A 26,288-nucleotide genomic window follows, 5' to 3' on the forward strand; every position below is an offset into this window, starting at 1 on the left:
CCGCTGGGGGCGGCGGGGTGGCCGCGGCGGCCGCCGGGCCCGGTGCGGGCCGGGGGGCCGCGGCCGCCGGCCCGGCCTGGCGCGGGGCGGCCTGCTGATCGCGGAAGAGATGGGCGAAGGCGTCGTCGGTGGACTGCCGGGGCTGCTGTTCGCCCGGCTGGCCGGTCAGCCCCTCGGCGCCGCCGTAGCCGCCCTGGGCCGGGTAGGAGGGCTCGGGCGCCCAGTTCTGCGGCTGCTGGCCGTAGCCCGGCTGGTGCGGTTGCTGCTGCTGGTGCTGCTGGTACTGGGGCTGGGGCGGCGGGTAGCCGCCCTGCTGTGGCGGACCGTAGGGCCCGGGCCCGGTGGGGGGCTGCTGGCCGTACTGCTGGCCGTGGTAGCCCTCTGGCGGATAGGGCTGTGGCTGCCCGCCGGGTGGGCGCTGGTAGGCGGGGTCGTACCCCGCGGGATGGCCGCCCTGGGGCGCCTGCCCGCCCTGGTGGTCCTGGCCGCCCTGGTGGTGCTGCTGACCCTGCGGCTCGCCCTGCCAGCCGGACGGGTCGCCGCCACCCGGCGCCTGGCCGCGCTCACGGTCGTACGGCGCTTGCATCGCTACCCCACCTCAAGGATTCACGGGCCGGCCCCTCCGGCTGGCGGCTCATGTGCCGGGGTCCAGCTTCTCACTCCCGGCGGAGCTGCTGCCGCTGCCTGCGCCGATGTCGGCGGTGGTCTCACCCGGGGAGGCGCTCTCGGCGGCCTCGGGCCGCTCGGCCCGTGACTCGCCGTCCTGGTCGTCGACCTGATCGGCGTCGCCGTCGCCCTCGTTGTCGCCGTCGGCACCCTGCCCGGCGGCCGCGCGCTTGCGCTGGGTGTACATCCGGATGCCGGCGAGCACCACCAGCAGCAGGCCGCCCGCGATCACCATCATCACCTGGGGGGTGATCGAGGTGACGTCCGCCTGGAACTGCATGGGCTCGCCGTAGCGCTGGCCGTCGGCCGTGTAGAGCTGGGCGGTGAGGCTGACCGGACCGTTGGCGTTGGCGGTGGTGGAGAACTTCACGGACTGGCTGTGGCCGCTGCCGATCACCACGTCCTGGGCCTCGCTGATCTCCAGCCCGAGCCGGCGGCTGGACACGAGGCGCAGTTCCAGCCCCTGGACGTCCTGCGCGAGGTTGTTCTGGACGGTGACGGGGATGGTGGCGCTGCGGCCGGAGAGGGTGATGTCGGCCTTGGGAATCAGCCGGACCTGGTCGGTGAGGCCGGTGATCTCGCCAAGCACCTGGCTGCGGAAGTCGGCGGCCGCCTGGTGGGTGCCGCGCCAGGCGGTGGACATCTCCCGGTGGATCGCGTTGCCGAAGGGCACCGTTACCCGCTCGGGCCTGCTGAGGATCACCGTGAAGTCGTCCAGGGTGCGCTTGGTCTCCCGCATGGACTGGAAGGCGCTGGTGGGCAGTTCCTGGTCGCGCAGCTCCTGCGGGTAGGCGTCGGCCGAGGGCACCCGCTGGTTGGCCGCGGGGTCGGGCTCGGCCGCGGCGGCCTCGGAGAGGTCCATGAACCGCACCCAGCCGGCGTCGTCCTGGAGCGTGGTCAGCGCGGACGCCATGGCCTCGGCCTGGTCGGCCGTGGGCATCCGCTGCGGGGCCATCACGATGGAGCGCTCGAGGGTCGGCTCCTGCTGGTGGATGGCCAGGGTCTGGGCCAGCAGCGCCTGGCCGGCCGCCGAGGCCTGGCCGGTGCTGCTCATGTCGCCCTCGAAGAGGGTGGAGAGCCGGGAGTCGGCGACGATGGCGGTGGTGCCGCCACCGATGGGCCGGGCGGCGGTGGGGGTGTAGGAGAGGGAGTCGCCGTTGCGCAGGCTGTCGCTGCGGGCGATGATCTGGTTCGCACCGGCCGAGGTGGCCACCGAGACGATGTCCGGGTCGACGGCGCCGTCCACCGGCCAGGCGACCCGGCTGTTGATCCGGATGTCGGTGTTGAGCACGGTCTCGATCGTGACGGCGGCGGTGTTGGTGGCGGTCTGGAGCTGGCCGAGGGCGCCCTGGACGTCGACGCCGCGGTGGGCCAGCGAGGCCAGGTCGGGATCGGCGAAGGGCAGCGCCACCACCTCGTCGTCGGTCACCGCGTCGCGCAGCATGGACAGGAAGGCACGTGCCTCGTCCTGCCCGGTGCCGTTGACCAGCTCCCCGTCGTCGCCGGGAACCTGGTACTGCTCCCGCATGGCGTCGACGGAGGCCAGCAGATCGGGGTCGATGACCCAGGTGACCGGCAGGTCGGCGCCCAGCGAGGCCATCTCGTAGAGCCGGCCGCCGGGGGAGATCTCGTCCAGCAGGGCGTCGTCCCGGAAGACCGGGGTCTGGACCGCGTCGGAGCCGGTCTGGGCGGTCAGGTGGGTGTCGGAGATCAGCGGCCACATCACGGTGAGCCCGGTCCCCGCGGCGGCGCCGTCCGGGCCGTCCGGCTGCCAGGGGAGCAGGGTCCGGCCGATCCCCAGGTTGTCGTCCCAGCGGGCGCTCTCCGTCTGCCCGATCAGCGTGACGCCGAGCTGGTAGACACCGTCCTCGCCGAGGGCCAGCTCGGAGACCGGCACCTCCAGGGAGAAGGTGCTGGACATGCCGGGAGCGATCTCGCCGATGTCCTGGCCGTGGTCGCGCACTATCTGGCCGTCGACGGCGCTGTCGAAGCCGGTGCGCGCCATCGACTCGTCGATGGCGCTGCGGCTGCCCAGCGACACCCCCTGGCGGGCCGCCACCGAGCTGTCCACGATGGCGGAGTCGCCCTCGTTGGTGATCGTGCCGCTGATGGTGACGTCGCCGTCGGCGGTGGGCAGCACCGGGTCGACGTCGGTGATGGAGACGGTGGCCGTGCGGTCGCCGGTGCCGACCTCGTCGGTCCGCTGCTGGGGGGCCGCCTGGGCCGGGCTCTGCCCCACGCCGGTCAGCAGCGGAACAGCGGCGACCGTCGCGATCAGGGAGGCCAGCCGCCGGTGGCGGCGCAGCCCCCTCAGCCGCCGGTTCGCACGGGTGCAGGACATCGTCCCTGCGACCTCTGCCACGCGTCAGCCCCGTTCCTCATTCGTGCCGCGTCTCCGCCAAGCCGCCCTCATGGTAACGATGATCTGCCTGCCCCCGTGCCCGCGGCGGGACGGGGACCGGAGGAAGGGCGGCGCCGGGGTGGGCACGTACCCTGTGCTGTTGTGCCGAACGACAGCAAAGAGACCAACTCCCAGCCTTCCTCGACGGAGCTCAGCCAGGTGCAGCGGCGTGCCGTGGGGGAGTTGCTGAGGGTGTCCCCCGTCGCCGACGATCTGGCCGCGCGCTTCGAACGCGCGGGGTTCTCGTTGGCGTTGGTCGGCGGATCGGTGCGCGATGCCCTGCTGGGGCGGCTCGGCAACGATCTCGACTTCACCACGGACGCCCGCCCCGAGGACGTGCTGCGCATCGTCCGGCCCTGGGCGGACGCCGTCTGGGAGGTGGGGATCGCCTTCGGCACGGTGGGCTGCCGCAAGAGCGCCCCGGCGACCGCCGCCGAGGAGGCGCCGCGCGACTACCAGCTGGAGATCACCACCTATCGCTCCGAGGCGTACGACCGTGACTCCCGCAAGCCCGAGGTCGTCTACGGCGATTCACTCGAAGAGGACCTGCTGCGCCGGGACTTCACCGTCAACGCGATGGCGGTCGCACTCCCCCGCAAGGAGTTCATCGACCCGCACAACGGGCTGAGCGACCTCGCCGGCCGGGTGCTGCGGACCCCCGGCACCCCGGAGGCGTCCTTCTCGGACGACCCGCTGCGGATGTTCCGGGCCGCGCGCTTCGCCGCCCAGCTGGACTTCACGGTGGCCGAGCCGGTCCGGGCGGCCATGACGGCCATGGCAGAGCGGATCGACATCGTCTCCGCCGAGCGGATCCGCGACGAACTGAACAAGCTGCTGCTCAGCGACCACCCGCGGAAGGGCATCTCCCTGCTGGTCGAGACCGGGCTGGCCCAGCGGGTGCTGCCCGAGGTGCCGGCACTGCGGCTGGAGCGGGACGAGCACCACCGGCACAAGGACGTCTACGAGCACAGCCTGACGGTGCTGGAGCAGGCCATCGCGCTGGAGAACGGCAAGCCCGACCTGGTGCTGCGGCTGGCGGCCCTGCTGCACGACATCGGCAAGCCCAGGACCCGACGGTTCGAGGGTGACGGCCGGGTCTCCTTCCACCACCACGAGGTGGTGGGGGCCAAGATGACCAAGCAGCGGATGACCAAGCTCAAGTACTCCAACGACATGATCAAGGACGTCTCGCGGCTGGTGGAGCTGCACCTGCGCTTCCACGGCTATGGCACCGGTGAGTGGACCGACTCGGCGGTCCGCCGCTATGTGCGCGACGCCGGCCCGCTGCTCGACCGGCTGCACAAGCTCACGCGCTCCGACTGCACCACCCGTAACAAGCGCAAGGCTCTCGCGCTCTCCCGCGCCTACGACGGCCTGGAGGAGCGCATCGAGCGCCTCAAGCAGCAGGAGGAGCTCGACGCGATCCGCCCGGACCTGGACGGCAACGAGATCATGAAGATCCTCGACATCCCCCCGGGGCCGGCGGTCGGCAAGGCCTACCGCCACCTGCTCGAGCTGCGGCTGGAGCACGGCCCGCTGGGGCAGGAGGGCGCGGTGGCCGCGGTCAAGGACTGGTGGGCTGCCCAGGGCTGAGCGCCGTTTCGGCTGTTTCACGTGAAACGACCGTCCTGTGCAGCCTGGAAACGACCAACGCCGTGATGGCATAGATCGCGGAGACTGTCACCAGCAGCATCGGCGACCGGCCGTCCAACGGCAGTATCAGGGCGGCCAGGCCGGCCGAGCCGACGAAGGCGATGTTGAACAGCATGTCGTAGAGCGAGAAGACCCGCCCGCGATAGGCGTCGTCGACCGAGGACTGCACCACGGTGTCGGTCACGATCTTGGTGCTCTGGGTGACCAGACCGAGCAGGAAGGCCGCGATCACCATCGGGGCCGGCCGGAAGGCGAGGCCGAGGCTGGGGACCAGCACGGCGGCCAGACCGGCGCAGCCCGCGTACCAGCCGAAGCCGCCGAGGCGGGCGACCGCCCAGGGCGTGATCAGCGCGGCCACGAAGAAGCCGACGGCGGAGGCCCCCACCACCAGGCCCAGCCACGCCATCCCCTGCTCCTCGTCGCCACCCGCCCAGGCGTAGCGGGAGAGCATCAGCACCATGACCAGCAGCGCGCCGTAGCAGAACCGCATCAGGCCCACCGCGCCGAGCGACCAGGACGCCGCGGGGCGGCTGGCCAGATGTCCGATGCCGCCGGCGAGCCCCCGTGCCGTGCCGGCGATCGCCGCGGCCAGCCCGGGCAGCGGCTGGCCGGCCGCGGGGCCCAGCTGGTCGGCGCTCATCCGGAGGGCGGCCAGCCCCGCGACGAGATAGACGGTTCCGGCGAAGGCCAGGGCCAGGGCGTCCTCGATGCCCTGGGTGCGAGCGACGAAGCCGGCCACGAAGCCGGTGCCGCCTCCGATGGTGGCGGCGATGGTGCCGGCGGTGGGCGACAGGGAGTTGGCGATCACCAGCCGCTTCTCGTCCACGACCAGCGGCAGTGCCGCGGAGAGGCCGGCCAGGATGAAGCGGTTGATGGCGGTGACGGAGAGCGCGGAGAGATAGAAGAGCCAGTCCGGCACGCCGGCCAGGACCAGGGCGCAGGTGATGGCCGCGAGAACGCTGCGCAGCAGATTCCCGTACAGCAGCACCTGGCGCCGCCGCCAGCGGTCGAGCAGCACCCCCGCGAAGGGGCCGAGTAGCGAGTAGGGCAGCAGCAGCACGGCCATCGCCGCCGCGATGTCGGCGGACGTGGCCTGCTGCTCCGGTGAGAACACCACGTAGGCGGCCAGGCCCACCTGGAAGACACCGTCGGCGAACTGGGAGAGCAGCCGCACGGTCAACAGGCGACGGAAGCCGTCGAAACGCAACAGGGTGCGGAGATCCGCGACGACTGATACCGGGTGTTCCGGTCTCTCATGTTTCACGTGAAACGTCCGCACGGGGAGCGACTCCCCAGTCGACATAGGCGGCGGCCTGGGTGGCTGGGCGCCCGGGGGCCAGGGCGAACGCGTCGGGGGCGCCGTCCAGCACGCCGCCGCCCGGATCGTCGGAACCGTCGTGGCGCACCACGTCGTGCTCGGGCCGCAGCACGTCGCGGATCACCAGCGCGCAGAGGTAGAGCGTGCCCAGCAGGTGGGCCAGGATGGCCAACTGGTAGCCGCCCTGGGGGAGGCCCTGGTGCTCCTCGCCGTGGACGTACGCCAGGTACATCCAGATCCCCAGGAAGTAGAGCACCTCGCAGGTCTGCCAGATCAGGAAGTCTCGCCAGCGTGGCCGGGCCAGCGCGGCGAGCGGGATCAGCCAGAGGACGTACTGCGGGGAGTAGACCTTGTTGGTGACCACGAACAGGGCCACCACCAGGAAGACCAGCTGGGCCAGCCGTGGCCGGCGCGGTGCGGTGAGGGCGAGCACGGCGATGGCGAGACAGCCCAGCACGACCAGCGCGGCGGCGTAGAGGTTGACCGAGCCAAGGGCGATCTCGGCGCGCTGCGCGATGATCAGCCAGAACGAGCCGAAGTCGACCGGCCGGTCCGAGCTGAACGTGTAGAACTCGGCCCACCCCTGGGGTGCCAGGACCAGCACCGGCAGGTTCACCGCCAGCCAGGCGACCACGGCGCCCGCTGCCGCGGTGCCGAACTCCCGCCAGCGACCCGCGCGCCAGCACAGCAGCAGCAGCGGCCCGAGCAGCAGCACGGGGTAGAACTTGGCGGCGGTGGCGAGGCCGATCAGCACGCCGGCGGCCAGCGGCCGCTCGCGGGACCAGGCCAGCAGCGCCCCGGAGACCAGGGCGACCGCCAGCAGGTCCCAGTTGATGGTGGCGGTCAGGGCCAGCGCCGGCGCCAGGGCGAACAGCAGCCCGTCCCAGGGGCGGCCGCGGTGGGTTCGGGTGACGCAGATCGCGATGACCACCGCGCAGACCATCAGCATGCCGGAGTTGACCAGCCAGTACAGCTGCTCAGGACCCGCGTCCCCGAGGCCGTTGGGCGTGAGCCAGGCGGCGAGCTGCATGAAGAGCCCGGTGAGCACGGGGTACTCGAGGTAGTCCTTGTCCCCGGACAGTTCGAGGGGGATGCGGTCGAAGTAGGGGATGAGCCCTTCGGCGAAGCCGCGGCCGTTGTAGAGGTGCGGGATGTCCGAGTAGCAGGCGTGGGTGTACTGGTCGGTGGCCCCGAAGAGCCAGCCGCCGTTGTAGCAGGGGGCCTTCTGGAGGAGGCCGAGGGCGAACATCCCGATGGCCAGCAGTGCGACCACGCGGACGGGGGTCCACCGCCCTCCGGCCGAGACCGCCCGGCGGCCCGCGGGCCCGCCGATCAGCTCGCTACCGGCGGCCGCCACCTCGTCCTCGGCGGTGGGCCGCGCGGCGGCCGGCTGGTTGGGATGCGCCATGGTCACATCCTGCCTCACAGCCCCCCGCAGGGGGGACAGGGCACGGCAATGCCACGGCCCCCGTGCCCTTGGGGGGCACGGGGGCCGTGGCGAGCATCAGGCCGGACGGCTAGCCGCCGCCGAAGATGCTTCCGGTATCTCCGTTGTTTCCGTTGGTCTGGCCACCGTTGGTCTGTCCGGTATCCGTGCCGCCGTCCGCGGTTCCACCGCCGTCGGCCGTGCCGCCGTCCGCGGTTCCACCGCCGTCGGCCGTCCCGCCATCCGCGGTTCCACCACTGTCGTCGTTACAGTTCGGGTCGAACGGGCCGCAGGGCGGAGTCGGCTCCTCGGTCGGCTCCTCGGTGACCGGCGGCTCCGTGGTCGGGTCCGTGGTCGGCTCGTCGGTCTCCGGTTCCTCGGTGGTCGGTTCCTCGGTCGGCTCGTCGGCAGTCGGTTCGTCGGTCGGCTCGTCCGGCGCACAGGTGGCGCCGCCGCCGCAGACCTCGTCGCCGAAGCCCTCCGGAGGCTCGGGGAACTCCGTCTCCTCGCCGTTCTGGGCGGCGCTCATGAAGGCTCGCCAGACGTCGAGCGGCAGCGTGCCACCGTTGATCCGTTCCTTGTCAGCGGTGCCGAACATCGACTGGAAGGAACCGACGGTCACGCCGTCCTCGATCTCCTGCTCGGTCAGGTCCGCCTCGTCGTCCGGTGATCTCCACATGCCGATGGCGGTGGAGAGTTCCGTGCTGTAGCCGACGAACCAGGCGCTCCGGTTGTCGTCCGTCGTGCCCGTCTTTCCGGCGACCGGGAACCCGATGTCCTGAGCGTTGCGGCCGCTGCCCCGCGGGTTCTCAACGACATCGACCAGCATGTCGGTCACCGTGTCGGCCACGTCGGAGTCGAAGGCCTGCTCGGACTCCTCCGGGTGGGTGTACCGGGTCTCGCCCAGGTAGTTGTCCACCCGGCTGACCGAGAACGGGTCGTTCTGCTCGCCGCTGGCGGCGAAGGTGCCGTAGGCGGAGGCCATCCGGATCGGGCCGGGGGTGGACACGCCGAGGGCGAAGGTGGGCACGCTGTCGTCGGCTTGAACCAGGCTGTCCGGTAGCAGCCCGGCCCGGACGGCGGCGTCACTCACCTGCTCGGGCCCCACGTCCATGCCGAGCTGGGCGAAGGGCGAGTTGGCCGAGACGATGGTCGCCTCCCGCAGGGAGATGTCGCCCTGCTCCCCCTCCTCGAAGTTCGCCTGCCGCCACTGCACGTCCTCGCCGGTCTCCTCGTCCTCGACCATGGCGGGCTCGCCGTTGTAGAGGTTGATGGGGAGGAGGTTCTCGCTGCGGTAGATGCTCTCCGGTGAGACGACCGTCCGGTCGCCGTCCGGTTGGTCCGGCTCCCCCTCCGGGTCGCGTACCCCGTAGTCGAAGGCCGCCGCCAGCACGAACGGCTTGAAGGTCGAGCCGACCTGCACATTGGGGCTGTTGGCGTTGTTGTTGAAGTGCTCGGTCGCCCCCGCGCCGCCATAGATGGCTCTGATCGCGCCGTTCTCGGGGTCGACGGCCGCGCCGCCGAACTGGACGTGCCGGTCCTCGTCCCGTTCCTCCTCGTCGAGGTTCTCGGCGCGGACGTCGTCCACGGCCTGCTCCATCTGCTCCACCATGTCCCTGTTGAACGTGGTGTAGATGTGGTAACCGCCCGCGTTGAGGTCGTCCTCGGTTATGTCGGTGTTGGCGACGACGAATTCGTTTGCCTGCCGGACCATGTAGCCGATCTGGCCGGCCATCTGGGTGGCCGGGGCAGGCGGCTCCACCTCGGGGAAGCCCGCGTCGAGCGCCGCCTGGTACTCCTCGTCGCTCAGCCGCTGGCCCCGGACCTCGATGGTGTGGCGCTTGTCCAGGATGTCGCGCCAGCGGAGCTCGGCCCGCTGGCGGTTCTCCTCGCTGGGCTCGCCGGTGTTCGGGTCGAACGGGTCGTACAGCCCGGGGCCGTTGAGCAGGGCGGTGAGGAAGGCTGCCTGGCTGGCGTCCAGGTCGGCGGCGTTGGTGTCGAAGTACGCCTGCGCGGCGGCCTGGATGCCGCAGGCACCACGGCCGTAGCAGGAGACGTTCAGGTAGCCGGCAAGGATCTCTTCCTTGCTCTGATCCGTGCCCACCTTCACCGAGAGGATGATCTCGCGCGCCTTACGCGTGAGCGTCTGCTCCTGGGTGAGGTACATGTTCTTGACGTACTGCTGGGTGATCGTCGACCCGGACTGGGTCGATCCACCCCGCGCCATGTTGAGCACGGCGCGGCCGATGCCCATCACGTCGATGCCGGCGTCGTCCCAGAACGTCTGGTTCTCGGCCACCACCACGGAGTCCTGCATGTGGATGGAGATGTTCCTCAGCTCGGCGGTCTGCCGGTTCATGTTGCTGGCGCCGGAGACGACCATCTCCGAGCCGTCCTCCCAGTAGTACACGTTGCTCTGGGAGTTGGCGATCGCGTTCTCGTCCGGGATCTCGACCATCGCGAAGGCGATGCCGACGGCGCCCATCAGCAGGATCAGGAAGGAGAGCGCCGAGCCGAGCACCTGCTTCCAGGACGGCACGAAGCGCCGCCATCCCGTGCGGTTGTGCCGCGGATAGTCGATGAAGCGCTTCTTCCGCGGCGTCTCGGGCGCCCGGCGGCGCCGGCTGCCGGCGACGGAGCCCTGCGCCGCGCGGCGCGCCTCGGCGCGGCTGCCGTACGACGGACGGGTCGGCGTCAGCTCGGCCGTGGCGTCGACGGGCGGCTCCGTCCCGCCTGGCGGCGCGGGCGGCGGGCCGGCACGACGGCCGTTCGGTGGCGCTCCGCGGCGACCGCGCCCCGGCGGCTGCTTGCGACGGTGCTCGCTCATGGACAGCTACTCCTCGTACGGACGTGGGCAGCCTGCTACGGCAGGTCCTACTGGTGTCTTCCAGTCCCCCGATGTGCCGCTCGGCCAGGCGACCGGGCGCACTGCACCATGAGTCTGGACGCCGTTCGGCGTCGCCGGGTTCCCGGCCGCGGTGGTCTGCACGGGGCAAGACTACGCAGCATCAAAAGGTATCTTTCTTTTCCTAAGCCTTAATTGGGGCATAACGCCTCGGGAGAAGTGCAGATGTGACCCCCCTCACCGGGTGTCCACTTGCCGGCCCTCCGGCCCCGGTCTATCGTCGAGATGTATCGAACCGATACATCGGTTCAATGCATCGGTTCAATGCATCGAGATGAGCGTCGACGCCGATGTCGACGGCAGCAGGGTGCGTCAGCACCGCACGGCAAGGACAGGCAAGGCAAGGCACGACGTATGAGAGCGGAGGTGACCGCACCGGTGAGCCGGCGCTCAGGGATCCTGGAGTTCGCCGTACTCGGCCTGCTGCGCGAGTCCCCGATGCACGGGTACGAGCTGCGCAAGCGTCTCAACACGTCGCTGGGCGTCTTCCGGGCGTTCAGCTACGGCTCCCTCTACCCCTGCCTCAAGACGCTGGTCCAGCAGGGCTGGCTGGCGGAGGAGTCCGGGCACGGCCCGGACGACCCGCGGGCCGTGCCGCTGTCCAACCGCCGGGCCAGGATCGTCTACCGGCTGACGGCCGAGGGCAAGGAGCGCTTCGAGGAGCTGCTCGCCCAGACCGGGCCCGACGCCTGGGAGGACGAGCACTTCGGCGTTCGTTTCGCCTTCTTCGGCCAGACCTCGCGTGACGTGCGGATGCGCGTGCTCGAGGGCCGCCGCAGTCGTCTCGAGGAGCGCCTCGCCAAGATGCGCGCCTCGATGGCCCGCACCCGCGAGAAGCTGGACGCCTACACCCTCGAACTCCAACGCCACGGCATGGAGTCCGTGGAGCGGGAGGTCCGCTGGCTCAACGAGCTGATCGAGAGCGAGCGGGAGGAACGCGACCGGCGCGAGCAGCGCGGCCGGGGCGAGAACCCCCAGTAGCCACCACTCGCGGGCGCGACCCCGCCAGAAGACAACACCCCCCACCAACACCCCCGCGATGACGCGGGGTCATGTCAGAACAACCACAGGGAGCAACCGGAATGGGTTCGGTTCGCGTAGCCATCGCCGGCGTGGGCAACTGCGCCGCATCGCTGGTACAGGGCGTCGAGTACTACAAGGACGCCGCCCCGGGCAGCCGGGTCCCGGGCCTGATGCACGTCACCTTCGGTGACTACCACGTCTCGGACATCGAGTTCGTGGCCGCGTTCGACGTGGACGTCAAGAAGGTCGGCACCGACCTGGCCGACGCCATCGGCGCCAGCGAGAACAACACCATCAAGCTCTGCGACGTGCCCACCACCGGCGTGACCGTGCAGCGTGGCGAGACCCACGACGGTCTCGGCAAGTACTACCGCGAGATCGTCACCGAGTCCGACGAGGACCCGGTCGACGTCGTCCAGGTGCTCAAGGACACCAAGGCCGACGTCCTGGTCTGCTACATGCCGGTCGGCTCCGAGGACGCCGCCAAGTACTACGCCCAGTGCGCCATCGACGCGAAGGTCGCGTTCGTCAACGCGCTGCCGGTCTTCATCGCCGGCACCAAGGAGTGGGCCGACAAGTTCACCGAGGCCGGCGTCCCGATCGTGGGCGACGACATCAAGTCCCAGGTGGGCGCCACCATCACCCACCGCGTGATGGCCAAGCTGTTCGAGGACCGGGGCGTCATCCTGGACCGCACGATGCAGCTGAACGTCGGCGGCAACATGGACTTCAAGAACATGCTGGAGCGCGACCGTCTCGAGTCCAAGAAGATCTCGAAGACCCAGGCGGTGACGTCCCAGATCCCCGACCGCGAGCTCGGTGAGAAGAACGTCCACATCGGCCCGTCCGACTACGTGGCCTGGCTGGACGACCGCAAGTGGGCCTACGTCCGCCTCGAGGGCCGTGCCTTCGGCGACGTGCCGCTGAACCTGGAGTACAAGCTCGAGGTCTGGGACTCCCCCAACAGTGCCGGTGTGATCATCGACGCGCTGCGGGCGGCCAAGATCGCCAAGGACCGCGGCATCGGCGGCCCGATCCTCTCGGCCTCCTCCTACTTCATGAAGTCCCCGCCCGTGCAGTACTTCGACGACGAGGCGCGCAACAACGTGGAGAAGTTCATCCGCGGCGAGGTCGAGCGCTAGCCTGCCCGGCCCGCGTTGGGCGACAGGGCCTGGCCTGCGGCCGGCCCGACCAGGACCACGCCCCGGCGAAGCCGGCGTGGCAAGGCGGCAGCCCCGGACCGCAACCGGGGCTGCCGCCGTCTGTGCCGGACGCCGGAGCCGGCCGAGGGACACGGTGGCGGACCACCGGATCCCGTGGGCGGCCGGCGGGCGCCAGGCGGTCAGCGGTCGACCACCCGGTCGACCTGGGTCGTGGTGTGCCGCAGGATCGCCTTCAGCTCGTCGCCGACCTTGGGCCCCTGGGCCTCGGCCGGCACGAACAGGATCGACACCTGCATGTGCGGCGGCTCGGCGAACCACCGCTGCTTGCCGTCCCAGACGAACGGCGACAGGTTGCGGTTCACGGTCGCCAGGCCCGCCCTGGCCATCCCCTTGGCGCGCGAAGTGATCGTCTGCAGCGCCTTCGGCGCCTCCAGGCCCACGCCGTGCGAGGTGCCGCCCGCCACCACCGCGAGCCAGCCGTCCCCCGGCGCCTTCTGCTGCCGGTAGCCGAACCGGTCGCCCTTGGCCACCGGCGTCACGTCGAGCACCGCGCCCCGGTACTCCGTCGCCCCGTGGTCGCCCAGCCAGAGCCGGGTGCCGATCCTGGCCCGGAACCTGGTCTGCGGGAACTGCTGGCGCAGCCTGGCCAGCTCCTGCGACGACAGGTGGCTGACGAACATCGTGTCCAGCGGCAGCCGGGCCGCCCGCAGCCGGTCCATCCAGCCGATGACCTCCTCGACCGCGTCCGTGCCGTCCGTCCGGTCGAGCGGCAGGTGGATCGCGAAGCCCTCGAGCCGCACCTCGTCCAGCGCCGCCTGGAGCTTGCCCAGGTCGCGCGGCGAGACGCCGTGGCGCTTCATGGTGCTCATCACCTCGACCACCACCCGGGAGCCCACCAGGCCGTACACGCCGTCGACCGACGAGGCGCTCCTGATCACCCGGTCGGGCAGCGGCACCGGCTCCTCGCCGCGCCGGAACGGGGTCAGCACCAGCAGGTCGCCGCTGAAGCGGTCCTTCATGGCCGCCGCCTCGTACGTGGTGCCCACCGCCAGGGTCTCCAGGCCGTGCAGCGCGACCTCCTCGGCCAGCTTGTCGTGGCCGAAGCCGTAGCCGTTGCCCTTGCAGACCGGCACCAGGTCCGGGAAGTCAGCCACCACCGACCGCTGGTGCGCCCGCCAGCGGTCCTTGTCGACGTACAGCGTGAGCGCCATGGCCGGGGAGACCCTTTCTCTGCGTACCGCGCGAGACTGGTGCGCGGCGTGGTTCGTGGGTGCGAGATGTGAGGGTTCAGCGCCGCGACATGTACATGTCGAACGCCTTGTGGAGAAGCTTGTTGAGCGGGAAGTCCCACTCGCCGAGGTACTCGGCCGCCTCACCGCCCGTACCCACCTTGAACTGGATCAGGCCGAAGAGATGGTCGGTGTCCTCGAGCGAGTCGCCGATCCCCCGCAGGTCGTACACGTCAGCCCCGAGGCCGTGCGCATCCCTGAGCATGCGCCACTGCATGGCGTTGGACGGCCGTACCTCGCGCTTGTGGTTGGCGGACGCACCGTACGAATACCACACGTGACCACCCACGATCAGCATCGTGGCCGCCGCCACCGGCTCGCCCTCGTGCTGGGCGATGTAGAGCCGCATGCGATCCGGGTCCTCGGAGTTCAGCACCCGCCACATCAGCTCGAAGTACGACTGGGGGCGCGGGCGGAACTTGTCGCGCTCCGCCGTGATCTCGTACAACCGTTGCCAGGTGGCCAGATCCTCGTAGCCGCCGCGCACCACCTCGACGCCGGCCTTCTCGGCCTTCTTGATGTTGCGCCGCCACAGCTGGTTGAAGCCCTTCTGCACCTCTTCCAGGGAGCGGCCGCGGAGCGGGATCTGGAAGACGTAGCGCGGCTGCACGTCGCCGAAGCCGGCGCCCTCGTCCTCGCCCTGCTGCCAGCCCATCCGGCGCAGCTTGTCGGAGACCTCGAAGGCCCGCGGCTCGATGAACGTCGCCGAGACGTCCCGCAGCCGCCTGACGTCCGGGTTCTGGATGCCGGCCTTGACGGCGGCCGCGTCCCAGCGGCGGATCACCACCGGGGGGCCCATCTTCACCGAGAAGGCGCCCTGCTGCTTGAGGTGGTCGAGCATGGGCTTGAGCCAGTCCTCGAGGTTCGGCGTGAACCAGTCGATCACCGGACCCTCGGGGAGGTACGCCAGATACCGCTTGACGCGCGGCACCTGCCGGTACAGCACCAGGCCGGCGCCCACCAGGCGGCCCGTGCGGTCGAACCAGCCGAGCGACTCGGAGCGCCAGGCGGACTTCACGTCGCCCCAGGCCGGCACCTGCATGTGGCTGGCCGACGGGAGCGAGCGGATGTACGCCAGATGCTGCTCGCGGCTGATGGACCTCAGGGTCAGGCTCATACGGGGCGCTCCTCCGGTCGCCGGCTGCGTCAATCGCAGGGTCGTGCCGGAAGCCTAACGGCGCCCAGGCGTTGACGTGATGCCAAGGCCGGCGTGGGGGTGCCAAGCGGCCCCGGCGGGGCCGCGGACAGGCCGGCCCTGGCCCCTCGGCTCCGAGGGGCCAGGGCGGAGCGCGGGCTCGGCCGTGACCTCGGTCAGCCGAAGACGCCGCCGAACGGCCCGCCGTGGGCGAACCCCAGATAGAGGCCGAGGCCGGCGGCGCCGAGGCCGATGACCGCGACGAACCGCTGCGCGGTGGTCGCCGAGATCATCTGTGCCCGGGCGCCGAGACCGACCCCGACCAGACCGGCCCACGAGCTGACCAGGTGCATGTCAGGCCAGAACGCGAAGAGCGCGGCGATCGCCCCCACCACCAGGGTGGCGATGGCGAACCGGTTCTCCACGGGATGTGGCCTGCCGTCGATGTTGAGCAGATGCTCCGCGAAGGCGAAGGGACCGTGGTGCGCGGCCTGTGCCATGGGACACCTCCAAGGCGCGAATGACCCGTCCTGTCCAGATTGCTCCGCCGACCGCCCCGATTTCAACCGGAAGGACTGAGACAGGTACGGTGTACTGTCCGCCCCCTTGTGAGGCGGACCGCATCACGACCCTCCTGCCACGGAACGCCCGTGGCCGCCTGAGTCCAGAGGAGGTGGGTTTTCGCATGCGTCACTACGAGGTGATGGTGATCCTCGACCCCGATCTCGAGGAGCGCGCCGTCGCCCCCCTGATCGAGTCCTTCCTGTCCGTCGTCCGCGAGGGCGACGGCAAGGTCGAGAAGATCGACACCTGGGGCCGCCGTCGGCTGTCCTACGAGATCAACAAGAAGCCCGAGGGTATCTACTCGGTCATCGACCTGCAGGCCGAGCCCGCGGTCGTCAAGGAGCTCGACCGTCAGATGAATCTGAACGAGTCGGTCATGCGGACCAAGGTCCTGCGCCCGTCCACTCACTGATTCGAGCGCCCCGCCAGGGGCCCGGGTTCCGATCCAGGCCCAGGCAGGCGAGCGGCACCGTCAGTGTCATTGTCAGAGCCATACGTAATCATCGCAGCAACAGCAGTTAACCCCCGCCGAGAGGTACCCCAATGGCAGGCGAGACCGTCATCACGGTGGTCGGCAATCTGGTCGACGACCCCGAGCTGCGCTTCACTCCATCCGGTGCGGCGGTCGCGAAGTTCCGCGTCGCCTCCACGCCGCGCATCTTCGACCGGCAGACCAACGAGTGGCGGGACGGCGACGCGCTGTTCCTGACCTGCTCGGTCTGGCGCCAGGCGGCGGAGAACGTCGCCGAGTCGCTCACCAAGGGGATGCGGGTCATCGTCCAGGGCCGGCTCAAGCAGCGGACCTACGAGGACCGGGAAGGCGTGAAGCGCACGGTCATCGACCTCGACGTCGACGAGGTCGGGCCCTCGCTCTTCCGGGCCACGGCCAAGGTCACCAGGTCCGCCGCCGGTGGCGGCGGCGGTGGTGGCGGTCGCGGCGGCCAGCAGGGCGGCGGCTGGGGTGGCGGCGGCCAGGGCCAGGGTGGCCAGGGCGGTCAGGGCGGCGGACCCGCGGGTGACCCGTGGGCGACCGGCGCTCCGGCCGCTGGCGGCGGCCAGCAGGGCGGCGGTGGCGGCGGTGGCTGGGGCGGTGGCTCAGGCGGTGGCTACTCGGACGAGCCGCCGTTCTGACGGCGCGCCGGGCGGCGTCCATCCAGGTCGCCGGCCGGCTCACCCCACACTTCTTTTGAACTCACCGGAGAAACACCATGGCGAAGCCGCCCGCGCGCAAGCCTAAGAAGAAGGTCTGCGTGTTCTGCAAGGAGAAGATCTCCTACGTCGACTACAAGGACACCAATCTGCTGCGGAAGTTCATCTCCGACCGCGGCAAGATCCGTGCCCGCCGGGTCACCGGCAACTGCACCCAGCACCAGCGTGACGTCGCCACGGCCGTGAAGAACAGCCGTGAGATGGCGCTGCTGCCCTACACCTCGACCGCGCGCTAAGGGAAGGGTGGTTCTGACCCCATGAAGATCATCCTGACCAGCGAGGTCTCCGGCCTCGGTACCGCCGGCGACGTCGTCGAGGTGAAGGACGGGTACGCCCGTAACTACCTGCTGCCCCGCGGTGCCGCCATCCGGTGGACCAAGGGCGGCCAGAAGGACGTCGAGCAGATCCGTCGCGGTCGCAAGATCCGCGAGATCGCCTCGATCGAGCAGGCCAACGACGTGAAGGCCCAGCTCGAGGGCGTCACCGTCCGGCTGAAGGTCCGGGCCGGCACCGGCGGTCGCCTGTTCGGCTCCGTCACCCCGGCGGACATCGTCTCCGCGGTGAAGGCCGCCGGCGGTCCCGACGTGGACAAGCGTCGGATCGAGCTCAGCACCCCGATCAAGAGCCTGGGCTCGCACCGGATCTCGATCCGGCTGCACCCCGAGGTCGTCGCCAACGTCGGCCTCAACGTGGACGCCGCCAGGTAGGGGCGTTCGCCGATCGGCCTCGGCCGCGGTCCATCCGGTTCCCACCGGGCGGGCCGCGGCCGTTCGCGTTCTCCGCCGGCCGCTCGTCGCCGGCCGCTCGTCGCCGGTCGCGGGGGTCAGGCGCGCACGGCGCCGGTGACGGCCCAGCGGCCGGTTCTGGCCCGCGGCAGCAGGGTGAGGAGCCTGGTGCCCATCATCAGCCCGGCCAGCGCCCACCACAGCGCGGTGAGGCCGCCGCCGAGCTCCGGGACGAGCAGCGCGACCGGCGTGAACACGGCGAGGGTGAACAGCATGGCCACGGCCAGGTAGGTGCCGTCGCCCGCGCCCATCAGCACCCCGTCGAGCACGAAGACGACGCCCGCGATCGGCTGGGTGACGGCCACCACGAGCAGCACCGGGAGCAGCCGCTCGTGCACGGCCTCGTCGCCGGTGAAGAGCCGGGGCAGCAGCGGGCTGGCGGCGGCGAGCAGCACGCCGATGACCACCCCGGAGACCACGCCCCACCAGATCATCCGGCGGCAGGCCGATCTGGCGCCCGCCGCGTCGTCGGCGCCCAGGTAGCGGCCGATGATGGCCTGTCCCGCGATGGCGATGGCGTCGAGCGCCAGGGCCAGCAGGGTCCAGACGGTGAGCGTGATCTGGTGGGCCGCCACGTCGACGTCGCCGAACCTGGCGGCGACGGCGGTGGCGATCAGCAGCACGCCGCGCAGCGAGAGGGTGCGGATCAGCAGCGGGACGCCGGCGCGGGCGCTGGCGAGGACGCCGGCGGCGCTGGGGCGCAGCCGGGCGCCGTGGGCGCGGGCGCCGCGCAGCACCACGCGGAGGTAGGCGGCGGCCATGGCGAACTGGGCGAGGACGGTGCCCCAGGCGGAGCCGGCGACGCCGAGGCCGAGGCCGTAGATCAGCACGGCGTTGAGGGCGATGTTGGCGGCGAAGCCGGCGACGGCGACGTAGAGCGGGGTTCTGGTGTCCTGGAAGCCACGGAGCACGCCGGTGGCGGCGAGGACGATCAGCATGGCGGGCAGGCCGACGGCGCTGACCCGCAGGTAGGTGACGGCGTGCGGGGCGGCCGTCGCGGAGGCGCCGAAGGCGTCCACCAGGGCGGGGGCGGTGGGCAGCACGAGCGCGACCAGGGCGAGGCCGAGGAGGAGGGCGAGCCAGATGCCGTCCATTCCCTGGCGGATGGCGGCGCGTGGGTCCTTCGCGCCGACGCTGCGGGCGACGGCAGCGGTGGTGGCGTAGGCGAGGAAGACGAAGATGTTGACCGCGGTGGCCAGCAGGGCGGCGGCGATGCCGAGGCCGGCGAGCTGGGCGGTGCCGAGGTGGCCGACCATGGCGCTGTCGGTCATCAGGAAGAGCGGTTCCGCGACCAGGGCGCCGAAGGCGGGGAGGGCGAGGGTGAGTATCTCCCGGTCGTGGCGGCGTGTGCCGGTGCCGGTGCCGGTGCCGGTGCCGTGGTCCGCGGTGGTCGGCGCGGGGGCGGGCACGGGCGCGGGGGGTTCTGAGGGCGGCATGGGTCTGATCCAAACATCCACAGGTAATGGATGCAATGGAGAGGGAGTCCTTACCTTCGCCGCTCGGCGGTGTGATGGTCTGCACCCGTTGTCGTGATCTCGGCGAGTGGGCGGAAGTTTTTCCCGTGCACAGCCGGTGGACGAGGAAACCGCACGTCAGAGCGGTGAGAAGTGGATCTTCGGCGAGTTGTTCACAGCGTCGTCCACCGTCCTCCACTGGGTTGTCCACAGCTTTCGGGACGTTGTCCACAGGGTCTGATCTGAAATCCACATAGCCTGTGGATAACTTGGTTGGTCCTCCCCTCCGCTGGGCTTACCGTAGGTCCCCCGCCGGGCGATGAGCCGAGTGTCAGAGCTGTGGCGTAGGAATGGGCAGTGACGCGCGGCGGCGGGCCGGGGAGGAGGTGGGACCGGTGGCGGAGTTGGACCACGCGGGACCCATGTGGGACGGGATCGAGACGACCGAAGGGCCGGCCCCGGTCTCCCGCCCCCGGCAGAGCGCCGAGGACGGCCGGCCGGCCGCCGAGCCGGGCCCCGGCGCCGACGAGCGCGCCGCCTTCGAGCGGGTCCCCCCGCAGGATCTGACGGCCGAACAGTCCGTGCTCGGCGGCATGCTGTTGTCGAAGGACGCCATCGCCGACGTGGTCGAGGTGCTGCGCGGCGGCGACTTCTACAAGCCGGCGCACGAGACCATCTACAGCGCCATCCTCGACCTCTACGCCAAGGGCGAGCCGGCCGACCCGATCACCATCTCCGCCGAGCTCACCAAGCGCGGCGAGCTGGCCAGGGTCGGCGGCGCGAGCTATGTGCACTCCCTCGTCCACACGGTCCCCACCGCGGCCAACGCCCAGTACTACGCCGAGATCGTGCACGACCGCGCCGTCCTGCGGCGCCTCGTCCAGGCCGGCACCCGCATCACCCAGATGGGATACGCGGCCGACGGCGACGTCGACGACATCGTCAACTCGGCCCAGGCCGAGGTCTACGCGGTCACCGAGCAGCGCACCGCCGAGGACTACCTGCCGCTCGGCGACATCATGGAGGGCGCGCTCGACGAGATCGAGGCCATCAGCAACCGCAGCGGCGAGATGACCGGCGTCCCCACCGGCTTCACCGACCTCGACGCGCTGACGAACGGCCTGCACCCCGGCCAGATGATCGTCATCGCGGCCCGCCCGGCCATGGGCAAATCGACCCTCGCCCTGGACTTCGCGCGGGCGTGTTCCATCAAGCACAAGCTGCCGAGCGTCATCTTCTCGCTGGAGATGGGGCGCAACGAGATCGCGATGCGGTTGTTGTCCGCCGAGGGGCGGGTGGCGCTGCATCACATGCGGTCCGGCAGCATGACCGACGAGGACTGGAACCGGCTGGCCAGGCAGATGGCCGAGGTCAACGAGGCGCCGCTGTACATCGACGACTCGCCGAACCTGTCGATGATGGAGATCCGGGCCAAGTGCCGGCGGCTCAAGCAGCGGAACGACCTGCGGCTCGTCGTCATCGACTACCTCCAGCTGATGCAGTCGGGCGGCAGTCGGCGCGCGGAGAGCCGGCAGCAGGAGGTCTCCGAGATGTCCAGGAACCTGAAGCTGCTGGCCAAGGAGCTGGAGGTGCCGGTGATCGCGCTCTCCCAGCTGAACCGTGGGCCCGAGCAGCGCACGGACAAGAAGCCGATGGTCTCCGACCTGCGTGAGTCGGGATCGATCGAGCAGGATGCCGACATGGTCATCCTGCTGCATCGCGAGGACGCCTACGAGAAGGAGTCGCCGCGCGCCGGTGAGGCCGACCTGATCGTGGCGAAGCACCGTAACGGGCCCACGGCCACCATCACGGTGGCCTTCCAGGGCCACTACTCGCGCTTCGTCAACATGGAGGGCGGCTTCTGAGCCGCCGGTTCGGGTTCGGGTTCGGGAGAGGGAGGTTGATGAATATGGCCGTCGTCGGCCCTCGTCCGCATGCCCTGGTCCGGGCCGCGCGTCGGTAAGGCGTGGCCCGGGTCGTCCCGACGACCTGGAGTGACACGTGTCCTTCCCTTCCTCTTCCTCTTCCTCTTCATCGACCGACGGTGACCTGGTCACCGACCGTCTCCTGCTCAGGTGCTGGACCGCCGCCGACGTCGCCGCCGTGCTGGGGGGTGACCGGCCGGTGGGCTGGGCGGCGGACTTTCCGGCCGAGGGGGACCGCGTGATCGCGGGCCTGCTCGGAGAGCACCCCGACTGGCTCGCGGCGCACGGCCACCGGCAGCTCGTCGAACGCGACGGCGGCCTGGTGGTGGGCTCGATCGGGCTGTTCTGGCCGCCGCGCGACGGCACCGTCGAGTTCGGCTACGGCGTCGTGCCCTCCCGTCGCGGCCGTGGCTACGCCACCGAGGCCACCCGTGCGTTGGCGGCGTTCGCCCTCGCCGTGCCGGGGGTGCGCACCGTGGTGGCCTGCGTCGAGCTGTCCAATCCGGCGTCCGTCCGGGTGCTGGAGAAGGCCGGCTTCGAGCGGCTGGGCGCGGAGGGCGACCTGGCGCGTTACGGGCTCCGGCGCGAGGGCTGACGGGCGAAGGCCGCGGCCAGGGTGGCGACGCCCTCGTGGATGGTGGGCGGCGGGGTGGCGGCGTAGCCCATGATCAGCCCGGGCGGCCCTGGCAGGGCGCGGTGCCAGCTGAGCGGGTGGAGCTTGACGCCGTGGGCGAGGGCGGTGGCGGCCAGGGCGATGTCGTTGATGGGTGCCGTGTCGAGCTCGGGGTCGGCGAACGTGGTCATCAGGTGGAGGCCGGCGGCGGCGCCGTGCACGGTGGCGTGCGGGAGGTGCCGGCGCAGGGCCGTGATCATGGCGTCCCGGCGGCGCCGGTGGCGGGCGCGGGCCAGCCGCAGTTGGCGTTCCAGCTCGCCGGACTCCATCAGCCTGGCCAGCACCAGCTGGGGCAGCGCCGCGTTGCCGAGGTCGGCGAGGCGCTTGGCGGCGATCAGCGCGTCGCGGTGCTCGGGCGGCGGCACCAGCCAGCCGATGCGCAGCGCGGGGGCGAGGAGCTTGGAGGCGCTGCCGCAGTAGGCGACGCGGTCGGCGAGCAGGGAGCGGAGCGCGGCGACCGAGGGCCGGTCGTAGCGGTGTTCGCTGTCGTAGTCGTCCTCGATGATCAGCCCTTCGTGCTCGGTGGCCCAGCGCAGCAGTTCGCGGCGGCGGGCGCCGTCGAGGACGACGCCGGTGGGGAACTGGTGGGCGGGGGTGAGCAGGACGGCGTGGGCGCCGGTGGCGCGTAGCGCGTCGACGCGCGCCCCCGCGGTGTCCACCGGGACCGGCGGGGTGGCGAGGCCGCCGGCGGCCAACTGCTGGCGGGCGCCGAGCGAGCCGGGGTCCTCGACGGCGACGGTGGTGTGCCCGGCGGCGCGCAGCACCTGGCCGAGCAGGGTGAGGCTCTGGGCGGTGCCGGAGGTGATGAGGACCTCGTCGGGGGCGACGCGGAGGCCGCGGTTGCGGGCCAGCCAGTGGGCGACGGCGGTGCGCAGCGCCGGGGTGCCGCGCGGGTCGCCGTAGCCGAGGCCGGTGGCCGGGAGGTCGCGGAGGAGTTCGCGCTCGGCGCGCAGCCACGCGGTGCGGGGGAAGGCGGCCAGGTCGGGGGTGCCTGGCGAGAGGTCGATGCGGGCGGTGGAGCCGCGGAGCGCGTCGAAGACGTCCTCGCCCGGCGGGTGGGCGAACGGGTCGGCGGCCGGCCCGGTGGGCCCGGTGGGCCCGGCGCGTCCGGCGGGCGGCGCGGGTGCGGGAGAGCGCGCGGGTATCAGTGGCGCCGCGACGATGGTGGTGCCGTTGCGGCCGCGCCCCTCGGCGTGGCCGTCCTCGATGAGCCGGCGGTACGCCTCGGTGACGACGCCGCGGGAGACGCGCAGTTCGTCGGCGAGCACCCGGGTGGCGGGCAGTCGGCTGCCCACCGGGAGCCGGCCGTCGGCCACGGCGCTCCTGAGCCGGCCGGCCAGCCAGTCGGCACGCCCGCCCGGCGGCGCGGCGGTCACGTCGAGCTGGAGGAAGTCGGAGGCGCCGCCCGTCAAGAGGCGCGAATTGGTCCTACCGTCTCGATCGTCATTGGACCTGTTCACGGGGCCATAGTGGCAGCAGGGTGGGGGCATGGACTCGGTGATCGGCTACGTACACGGCTATTCGGAGCGCGAGGCGCGCAGGCTCGGGGACCAGGCGGACACGCTGTCCGAGCTGCTGCACGCCGACACGGTGTACCCGGCCGGCAGCACGGTGCTCGAGGTGGGCTGCGGGGTGGGGGCGCAGACCGTGCACCTGGTGACCGGCAGCCCAGGGGTGCGGTGGGTGGCCGTGGATCGCTCGGCCGAGTCGTTGGCCGTGGCGCGGGCGCGGGTGATGTCGCGGGCGCCCGGGGCCGACGTGCGCTGGTGCGAGGCCGACGTGTACGAGTTGCCGTTCGCGGACGCGGAGTTCGACCACGTCTTCGTCTGCTTCGTGGTCGAGCACCTGTCCAATCCGGGGCGGGCGCTGGCCGAGCTGCGCCGGGTGCTGCGGCCCGGCGGGACGCTCACCCTGATAGAGGGCGACCACGGCGCGGCCTTCTTCCACCCCGACAGCGCCTACGCGCGGGCCGTGATCGAGTGCCAGGCGCGGCTGCAGGCGGTGGCCGGCGGGAACGCGCTGACCGGGCGGATGGTGGGGCCGTTGTTGCGGGGCGCCGGGTTCACCGGGGTGACGGTGCGGGTGCGGACGGTCTATGTGGACGACAGCCGACCCGAGTTGATGGTGGACTTCGTGCTCGACACCTTCACCGCGATGATCAAGGGCGCCCGCGAACAGGCGTTGGCGGCCGGCCTCATGACCTCCCACGACTGGGACCGTGGCATAGCGGACCTGCGTCGCACGGCGGGCGAGGGCGGCGTGTTCCACTACGCGTTCTTCAAGGCGGTCGGGGTCCGCGCGGCTTGACCTTCAGGTGGGCCGAACGTCGAGACTCGCCGGCATGGATCGCGAGACCGAACCACCGCACGAGATGAGCATCGGCGCCTTCGCCCGCCGGGTCGGCGTGACGTCGAGCGCGCTGCGCTTCTACGACGACTGCGGGCTGCTGCGCCCTGACCGGGTGGACGCCGCCACCGGCTACCGCTACTACGCGCCGGAGCAGGCGGCGCGCGGGGTGCTGGTGCGGCGGCTGCGGGAGGCCGGGCTGCCGCTGGTGGACGCGGCCGTGGTGCTCGACGGCACGGCCGAGGAGGGGCGGGCCACGCTCCGCGCCCATCTGCGGCGCAGCTCCGAGCTGGCGGCGGCGGCCAGGGCGGCCGCCGAGGAGGTACTGATCGACCTGCCGGACGTGGGGCGGCGGGCGACGGCTCTGCTGGGCGGCGCCGAACTGGCGAGCGCCGTCCGGCAGGTGGCGCCGGCGGCGGGGTCATGGGGGTACCGGGGAGGGCCCGCGGTGCTCGGCGGGGTGCTGATCGAGCTGGTCGGCGGCGAGGTGCGGCTGGTGGCCACCGACCGCTACCGGCTGGCGCTGCGGGTGCTGCGTCCGGTGGTGTTGGACGGCGACCCCTGCCGGCTGTTGGTGGCCGCGGACGCGCTGCGCGCCGCCGGGGCCTGGGCGTTGCCGCTGCCCGAGGTGGAGGTGGTGGTGGACGAGGCGGGCGCGCGACTGCGCGCCGGGGAGCGCGTGTTGCCGTTGCCGCCGCCGTCGCTCGGCGCGGCGAACCCCGAGGACCCGGGGGACCCGGAGGAGCCGGAGGCGTCGGAAGACCTGGCTTACCTGGACTACCCGGACTACCGGGGGATGCTGGCCGCGCTCGCCGCGCCGCGCGGCCGGGTCGTCGCCGACCGGCTGGCGCTGCGCGCCGCCGCGGCCGGACCGCGCCCGGTGACCCTGCGGGTGCGGGAGGGCGCGATCACGGTCGAAGGGACGGCGGTGCGCGGCGTCGTCTCGGGAGCGCCACCTGCCTCGGTGAGCTTCGACCCCGCGGTGCTGCTGCCGGCCCTGGACGCCAGTGTCGGGCCCGACGTGCTGCTCGAACTGACCGACGAGGCGGCGCCCGTGGTCGTCCGCTCGGCTGACCAGGGCAGCTTCACCACGCTCGTGATGCCCGTACGCGTGACGGAGGCGTGACCGATGGATCCACGGAACGAGGTGATCGGCCTGTGCGTGGCCGGCATGGCCGCGGAGGCGGCGGGGGACCCGGCGCGGGCCCGCGAGCTGTTCGAACGGGCCTGGGCGGCGGCCGGCGACGACTACGAGCGCTGCGTCGCGGCGCACTACGTGGCGAGGCACCAGGACACCCCGGCCGACACGCTGCGCTGGAACGAGGACTGCCTCCGGTACGCGGACGCGGTGGGGGACGACCGCGTCGCCGGCTTCTACGCCTCGCTGCACCTCAACATCGCCCGGGCGCGCCGCGACCTCGGCGACCACGAGCTGGCCGGCACGCACCTGGCGCGAGCCGCCGAGCACCTGCCCGCCGTGCCGGAGGGGGAGTACCGGAACTGGCTCCGGCTGGCCGTCGCCGACGGTCGCCGGGCGGCCGCCGGGCCGCCAGGGCCCGGCCACGCGGCGCTCGACGCGCTGATCGAGCGCTGGTGCGAGCGCCGCCGGCTGACCGCGCTGGCCCTGGTGCTGCCCGCCCACCTCGGCGACCTCGGCACCTCCGAGGACGCCGAACGCCTCGTCACGACGCTGCGCATGGTGCACGCCACCGACCGGTTGCCGGCGGCGGAACGCGCCGAGGTGGGGCGGGTGATCGCGGCGCTGACCGCGCCGGAACCGCTTGACGCGGGCCGGGGCTGAGCCACGGCGCCATGCCCTAGGGTCGAAGGATGCGGACGGCGGACGACGAGCGTGACGGCATCCTCCCCCCGACTCCGTCCGGGGGTGCGGAGCGGGCGCCCGCGCGGCTGCGGGAGAAGGCGAGCTGGCTGATCACCCACACGGCGACGCCCGCCGGCCGGCTGTCGGCCGAGGCGTTCGCCGCCGTCGGCGCCCGCCGCTACCACTACCCGCTGCTCGCCGCGCTCGCCGAGTTCGGCCCGGCCAGTCAGGCGGCGCTCGGCCGCCGCTGCGGCATCGACCGCAGCGACGTCGTCGCCGCGCTCAACGAGCTGGTGGCCGCGGGACAGGTGGTGCGCAGCCCCGACCCGGCGGACCGGCGGCGCAACGTGATCACCCTGACGCCGGCCGGCGAGCAGCAGCTGACGCGCGCCGACGAGGTGTTGGGGAAGGCGCAGGACGCGCTGCTCGCGCCGCTCTCCGGGGCGGAGCGGGCCGAGCTGCGGCGGCTGCTCACGCTGGTGCTCGACCACTGGACGGCCGAATCGTCGTAACGCGGGGGCCTGCCCGGGG

22 protein-coding genes and 1 pseudogene are annotated in these 26,288 nt (G+C 71.9%); 13 read left to right on the forward strand and 10 right to left on the reverse strand.

Annotated elements, in window-relative coordinates; all coding sequences use genetic code 11:
• Positions 1 to 586: pseudogene (locus ACYVPE_RS26825) on the reverse strand (hypothetical protein); the annotation flags it as partial.
• 48 nt (positions 587 to 634) lie between these two features.
• Positions 635 to 3,028: a DUF6049 family protein gene (locus tag ACYVPE_RS26830; RefSeq protein ID WP_461036293.1), complete on the reverse strand. Its 2,394-nt coding sequence runs from the start codon at positions 3,026 to 3,028 to the stop codon at positions 635 to 637.
• Between the two features lie 141 nt (positions 3,029 to 3,169).
• On the opposite strand from ACYVPE_RS26830, the gene ACYVPE_RS26835 reads away from it, so the two are divergent.
• Positions 3,170 to 4,660, forward strand: coding sequence for a CCA tRNA nucleotidyltransferase (locus tag ACYVPE_RS26835; RefSeq protein WP_461036294.1), 1,491 nt, complete (start codon positions 3,170 to 3,172; stop codon positions 4,658 to 4,660).
• Here the strand turns inward: ACYVPE_RS26835 and ACYVPE_RS26840 are convergent.
• The 3 genes from ACYVPE_RS26840 to ACYVPE_RS26850 all read right to left on the reverse strand — a co-directional run bounded on the left by ACYVPE_RS26840 (position 4,632) and on the right by ACYVPE_RS26850 (position 10,291).
• Positions 4,632 to 5,984 carry an MFS transporter gene (locus ACYVPE_RS26840; RefSeq protein WP_461036295.1) on the reverse strand — a complete coding sequence of 451 codons (1,353 nt, stop codon included), beginning with the start codon at positions 5,982 to 5,984 and terminating at the stop codon, positions 4,632 to 4,634. The genes ACYVPE_RS26835 and ACYVPE_RS26840 overlap by 29 nt on opposite strands.
• Positions 5,974 to 7,446 (reverse strand): glycosyltransferase family 87 protein, encoded by a 1,473-nt coding sequence (locus ACYVPE_RS26845; RefSeq protein ID WP_461036296.1) that lies wholly within the window; start codon positions 7,444 to 7,446, stop codon positions 5,974 to 5,976. Before ACYVPE_RS26845 ends, ACYVPE_RS26840 begins: the two co-directional genes overlap by 11 nt.
• A gap of 109 nt (positions 7,447 to 7,555) precedes the next feature.
• Positions 7,556 to 10,291, reverse strand: a complete 2,736-nt coding sequence (locus tag ACYVPE_RS26850) for a transglycosylase domain-containing protein (protein ID WP_461036297.1) — start codon at positions 10,289 to 10,291, stop codon at positions 7,556 to 7,558.
• A 456-nt stretch (positions 10,292 to 10,747) separates the two neighbouring features.
• On the opposite strand from ACYVPE_RS26850, the gene ACYVPE_RS26855 reads away from it, so the two are divergent.
• Entirely contained in the window at positions 10,748 to 11,350 is a 603-nt protein-coding gene (locus tag ACYVPE_RS26855) for a PadR family transcriptional regulator (protein WP_461036330.1), read from the forward strand.
• Positions 11,351 to 11,451: 101 nt separating this feature from the next.
• On the forward strand, positions 11,452 to 12,534 hold the full coding sequence (locus ACYVPE_RS26860; RefSeq protein WP_461036298.1) for an inositol-3-phosphate synthase: 1,083 nt from the start codon (positions 11,452 to 11,454) through the stop codon (positions 12,532 to 12,534).
• Positions 12,535 to 12,734: 200 nt separating this feature from the next.
• On the opposite strand, the gene ACYVPE_RS26865 is transcribed toward ACYVPE_RS26860, so the two are convergent.
• The 3 genes from ACYVPE_RS26865 to ACYVPE_RS26875 all read right to left on the reverse strand — a co-directional run bounded on the left by ACYVPE_RS26865 (position 12,735) and on the right by ACYVPE_RS26875 (position 15,479).
• Complete coding sequence (locus ACYVPE_RS26865; protein ID WP_461036299.1) at positions 12,735 to 13,766, reverse strand: alanine racemase; 1,032 nt, start codon at positions 13,764 to 13,766, stop codon at positions 12,735 to 12,737.
• A gap of 76 nt (positions 13,767 to 13,842) precedes the next feature.
• Positions 13,843 to 14,961 (reverse strand): lipid II:glycine glycyltransferase FemX, encoded by a 1,119-nt coding sequence (locus tag ACYVPE_RS26870; protein ID WP_461036300.1) that lies wholly within the window; start codon positions 14,959 to 14,961, stop codon positions 13,843 to 13,845.
• Between the two features lie 194 nt (positions 14,962 to 15,155).
• Positions 15,156 to 15,479 carry a hypothetical protein gene (locus tag ACYVPE_RS26875; RefSeq protein ID WP_461036301.1) on the reverse strand — a complete coding sequence of 108 codons (324 nt, stop codon included), beginning with the start codon at positions 15,477 to 15,479 and terminating at the stop codon, positions 15,156 to 15,158.
• Positions 15,480 to 15,664: 185 nt separating this feature from the next.
• Between ACYVPE_RS26875 and rpsF the strand changes: the two genes are divergently transcribed.
• The 4 genes from rpsF (at position 15,665) to rplI (ending at position 17,459) form a co-directional block, all read left to right on the forward strand.
• On the forward strand, positions 15,665 to 15,955 hold the full coding sequence (rpsF, locus tag ACYVPE_RS26880) for a 30S ribosomal protein S6 (protein WP_461036302.1): 291 nt from the start codon (positions 15,665 to 15,667) through the stop codon (positions 15,953 to 15,955).
• Between the two features lie 131 nt (positions 15,956 to 16,086).
• Entirely contained in the window at positions 16,087 to 16,674 is a 588-nt protein-coding gene (locus tag ACYVPE_RS26885; protein WP_461036303.1) for a single-stranded DNA-binding protein, read from the forward strand.
• Between the two features lie 77 nt (positions 16,675 to 16,751).
• Positions 16,752 to 16,988, forward strand: coding sequence for a 30S ribosomal protein S18 (rpsR, locus tag ACYVPE_RS26890; protein ID WP_003978893.1), 237 nt, complete (start codon positions 16,752 to 16,754; stop codon positions 16,986 to 16,988).
• A gap of 21 nt (positions 16,989 to 17,009) precedes the next feature.
• Complete coding sequence (rplI, locus tag ACYVPE_RS26895) at positions 17,010 to 17,459, forward strand: 50S ribosomal protein L9 (RefSeq protein WP_461036304.1); 450 nt, start codon at positions 17,010 to 17,012, stop codon at positions 17,457 to 17,459.
• 116 nt (positions 17,460 to 17,575) lie between these two features.
• Here the strand turns inward: rplI and ACYVPE_RS26900 are convergent, their stop codons facing one another.
• On the reverse strand, positions 17,576 to 18,973 hold the full coding sequence (locus ACYVPE_RS26900) for an MATE family efflux transporter (RefSeq protein WP_461036305.1): 1,398 nt from the start codon (positions 18,971 to 18,973) through the stop codon (positions 17,576 to 17,578).
• Between the two features lie 440 nt (positions 18,974 to 19,413).
• On the opposite strand from ACYVPE_RS26900, the gene dnaB reads away from it, so the two are divergent.
• On the forward strand, positions 19,414 to 20,856 hold the full coding sequence (gene dnaB, locus ACYVPE_RS26905) for a replicative DNA helicase (protein WP_461036331.1): 1,443 nt from the start codon (positions 19,414 to 19,416) through the stop codon (positions 20,854 to 20,856).
• Positions 20,857 to 20,992: 136 nt separating this feature from the next.
• Positions 20,993 to 21,511 carry a GNAT family N-acetyltransferase gene (locus tag ACYVPE_RS26910; RefSeq protein WP_461036306.1) on the forward strand — a complete coding sequence of 173 codons (519 nt, stop codon included), beginning with the start codon at positions 20,993 to 20,995 and terminating at the stop codon, positions 21,509 to 21,511.
• On the opposite strand, the gene pdxR is transcribed toward ACYVPE_RS26910, so the two are convergent.
• The gene (gene pdxR, locus ACYVPE_RS26915; RefSeq protein ID WP_461036307.1) at positions 21,487 to 23,079 is read right to left on the reverse strand and encodes a MocR-like pyridoxine biosynthesis transcription factor PdxR; all 1,593 of its coding nucleotides are present in this window, start codon (positions 23,077 to 23,079) and stop codon (positions 21,487 to 21,489) included. The genes ACYVPE_RS26910 and pdxR overlap by 25 nt on opposite strands.
• Here pdxR and ACYVPE_RS26920 point away from each other — a divergent pair.
• The 4 genes from ACYVPE_RS26920 to ACYVPE_RS26935 are packed head-to-tail and all read left to right on the forward strand — an operon-like array spanning position 23,078 to position 26,269.
• Entirely contained in the window at positions 23,078 to 23,896 is an 819-nt protein-coding gene (locus ACYVPE_RS26920; protein ID WP_461036308.1) for a methyltransferase domain-containing protein, read from the forward strand. The genes pdxR and ACYVPE_RS26920 overlap by 2 nt on opposite strands.
• A gap of 34 nt (positions 23,897 to 23,930) precedes the next feature.
• Complete coding sequence (locus ACYVPE_RS26925; protein ID WP_461036309.1) at positions 23,931 to 25,061, forward strand: MerR family transcriptional regulator; 1,131 nt, start codon at positions 23,931 to 23,933, stop codon at positions 25,059 to 25,061.
• Between the two features lie 3 nt (positions 25,062 to 25,064).
• Positions 25,065 to 25,736 carry a hypothetical protein gene (locus ACYVPE_RS26930; protein WP_461036310.1) on the forward strand — a complete coding sequence of 224 codons (672 nt, stop codon included), beginning with the start codon at positions 25,065 to 25,067 and terminating at the stop codon, positions 25,734 to 25,736.
• Between the two features lie 29 nt (positions 25,737 to 25,765).
• Positions 25,766 to 26,269, forward strand: a complete 504-nt coding sequence (locus ACYVPE_RS26935; protein ID WP_461036311.1) for a MarR family winged helix-turn-helix transcriptional regulator — start codon at positions 25,766 to 25,768, stop codon at positions 26,267 to 26,269.
• Positions 26,270 to 26,288: the final 19 nt, after the last annotated feature.

The organism is Streptomyces mayteni (assembly GCF_054783955.1).

Bases quoted from the DNA above. Each gene is read 5' to 3' on its own strand.
- ACYVPE_RS26845 (WP_461036296.1), bottom strand. From the start codon at position 7,446: ATGGCGCATCCCAACCAGCCGGCCGCCGCGCGGCCCACCGCCGAGGAC.
- ACYVPE_RS26850 (WP_461036297.1), bottom strand. From the start codon at position 10,291: ATGAGCGAGCACCGTCGCAAGCAGCCGCCGGGGCGCGGTCGCCGCGGA.
- ACYVPE_RS26860 (WP_461036298.1), top strand. From the start codon at position 11,452: ATGGGTTCGGTTCGCGTAGCCATCGCCGGCGTGGGCAACTGCGCCGCA.
- ACYVPE_RS26865 (WP_461036299.1), bottom strand. From the start codon at position 13,766: ATGGCGCTCACGCTGTACGTCGACAAGGACCGCTGGCGGGCGCACCAG.
- ACYVPE_RS26870 (WP_461036300.1), bottom strand. From the start codon at position 14,961: ATGAGCCTGACCCTGAGGTCCATCAGCCGCGAGCAGCATCTGGCGTAC.
- ACYVPE_RS26875 (WP_461036301.1), bottom strand. From the start codon at position 15,479: ATGGCACAGGCCGCGCACCACGGTCCCTTCGCCTTCGCGGAGCATCTG.
- rpsF (WP_461036302.1), top strand. From the start codon at position 15,665: ATGCGTCACTACGAGGTGATGGTGATCCTCGACCCCGATCTCGAGGAG.
- ACYVPE_RS26885 (WP_461036303.1), top strand. From the start codon at position 16,087: ATGGCAGGCGAGACCGTCATCACGGTGGTCGGCAATCTGGTCGACGAC.
- rpsR (WP_003978893.1), top strand. From the start codon at position 16,752: ATGGCGAAGCCGCCCGCGCGCAAGCCTAAGAAGAAGGTCTGCGTGTTC.
- rplI (WP_461036304.1), top strand. From the start codon at position 17,010: ATGAAGATCATCCTGACCAGCGAGGTCTCCGGCCTCGGTACCGCCGGC.
- ACYVPE_RS26900 (WP_461036305.1), bottom strand. From the start codon at position 18,973: ATGCCGCCCTCAGAACCCCCCGCGCCCGTGCCCGCCCCCGCGCCGACC.
- dnaB (WP_461036331.1), top strand. From the start codon at position 19,414: ATGTGGGACGGGATCGAGACGACCGAAGGGCCGGCCCCGGTCTCCCGC.
- ACYVPE_RS26920 (WP_461036308.1), top strand. From the start codon at position 23,078: ATGGACTCGGTGATCGGCTACGTACACGGCTATTCGGAGCGCGAGGCG.
- pdxR (WP_461036307.1), bottom strand. From the start codon at position 23,079: ATGCCCCCACCCTGCTGCCACTATGGCCCCGTGAACAGGTCCAATGAC.
- ACYVPE_RS26925 (WP_461036309.1), top strand. From the start codon at position 23,931: ATGGATCGCGAGACCGAACCACCGCACGAGATGAGCATCGGCGCCTTC.
- ACYVPE_RS26930 (WP_461036310.1), top strand. From the start codon at position 25,065: ATGGATCCACGGAACGAGGTGATCGGCCTGTGCGTGGCCGGCATGGCC.
- ACYVPE_RS26935 (WP_461036311.1), top strand. From the start codon at position 25,766: ATGCGGACGGCGGACGACGAGCGTGACGGCATCCTCCCCCCGACTCCG.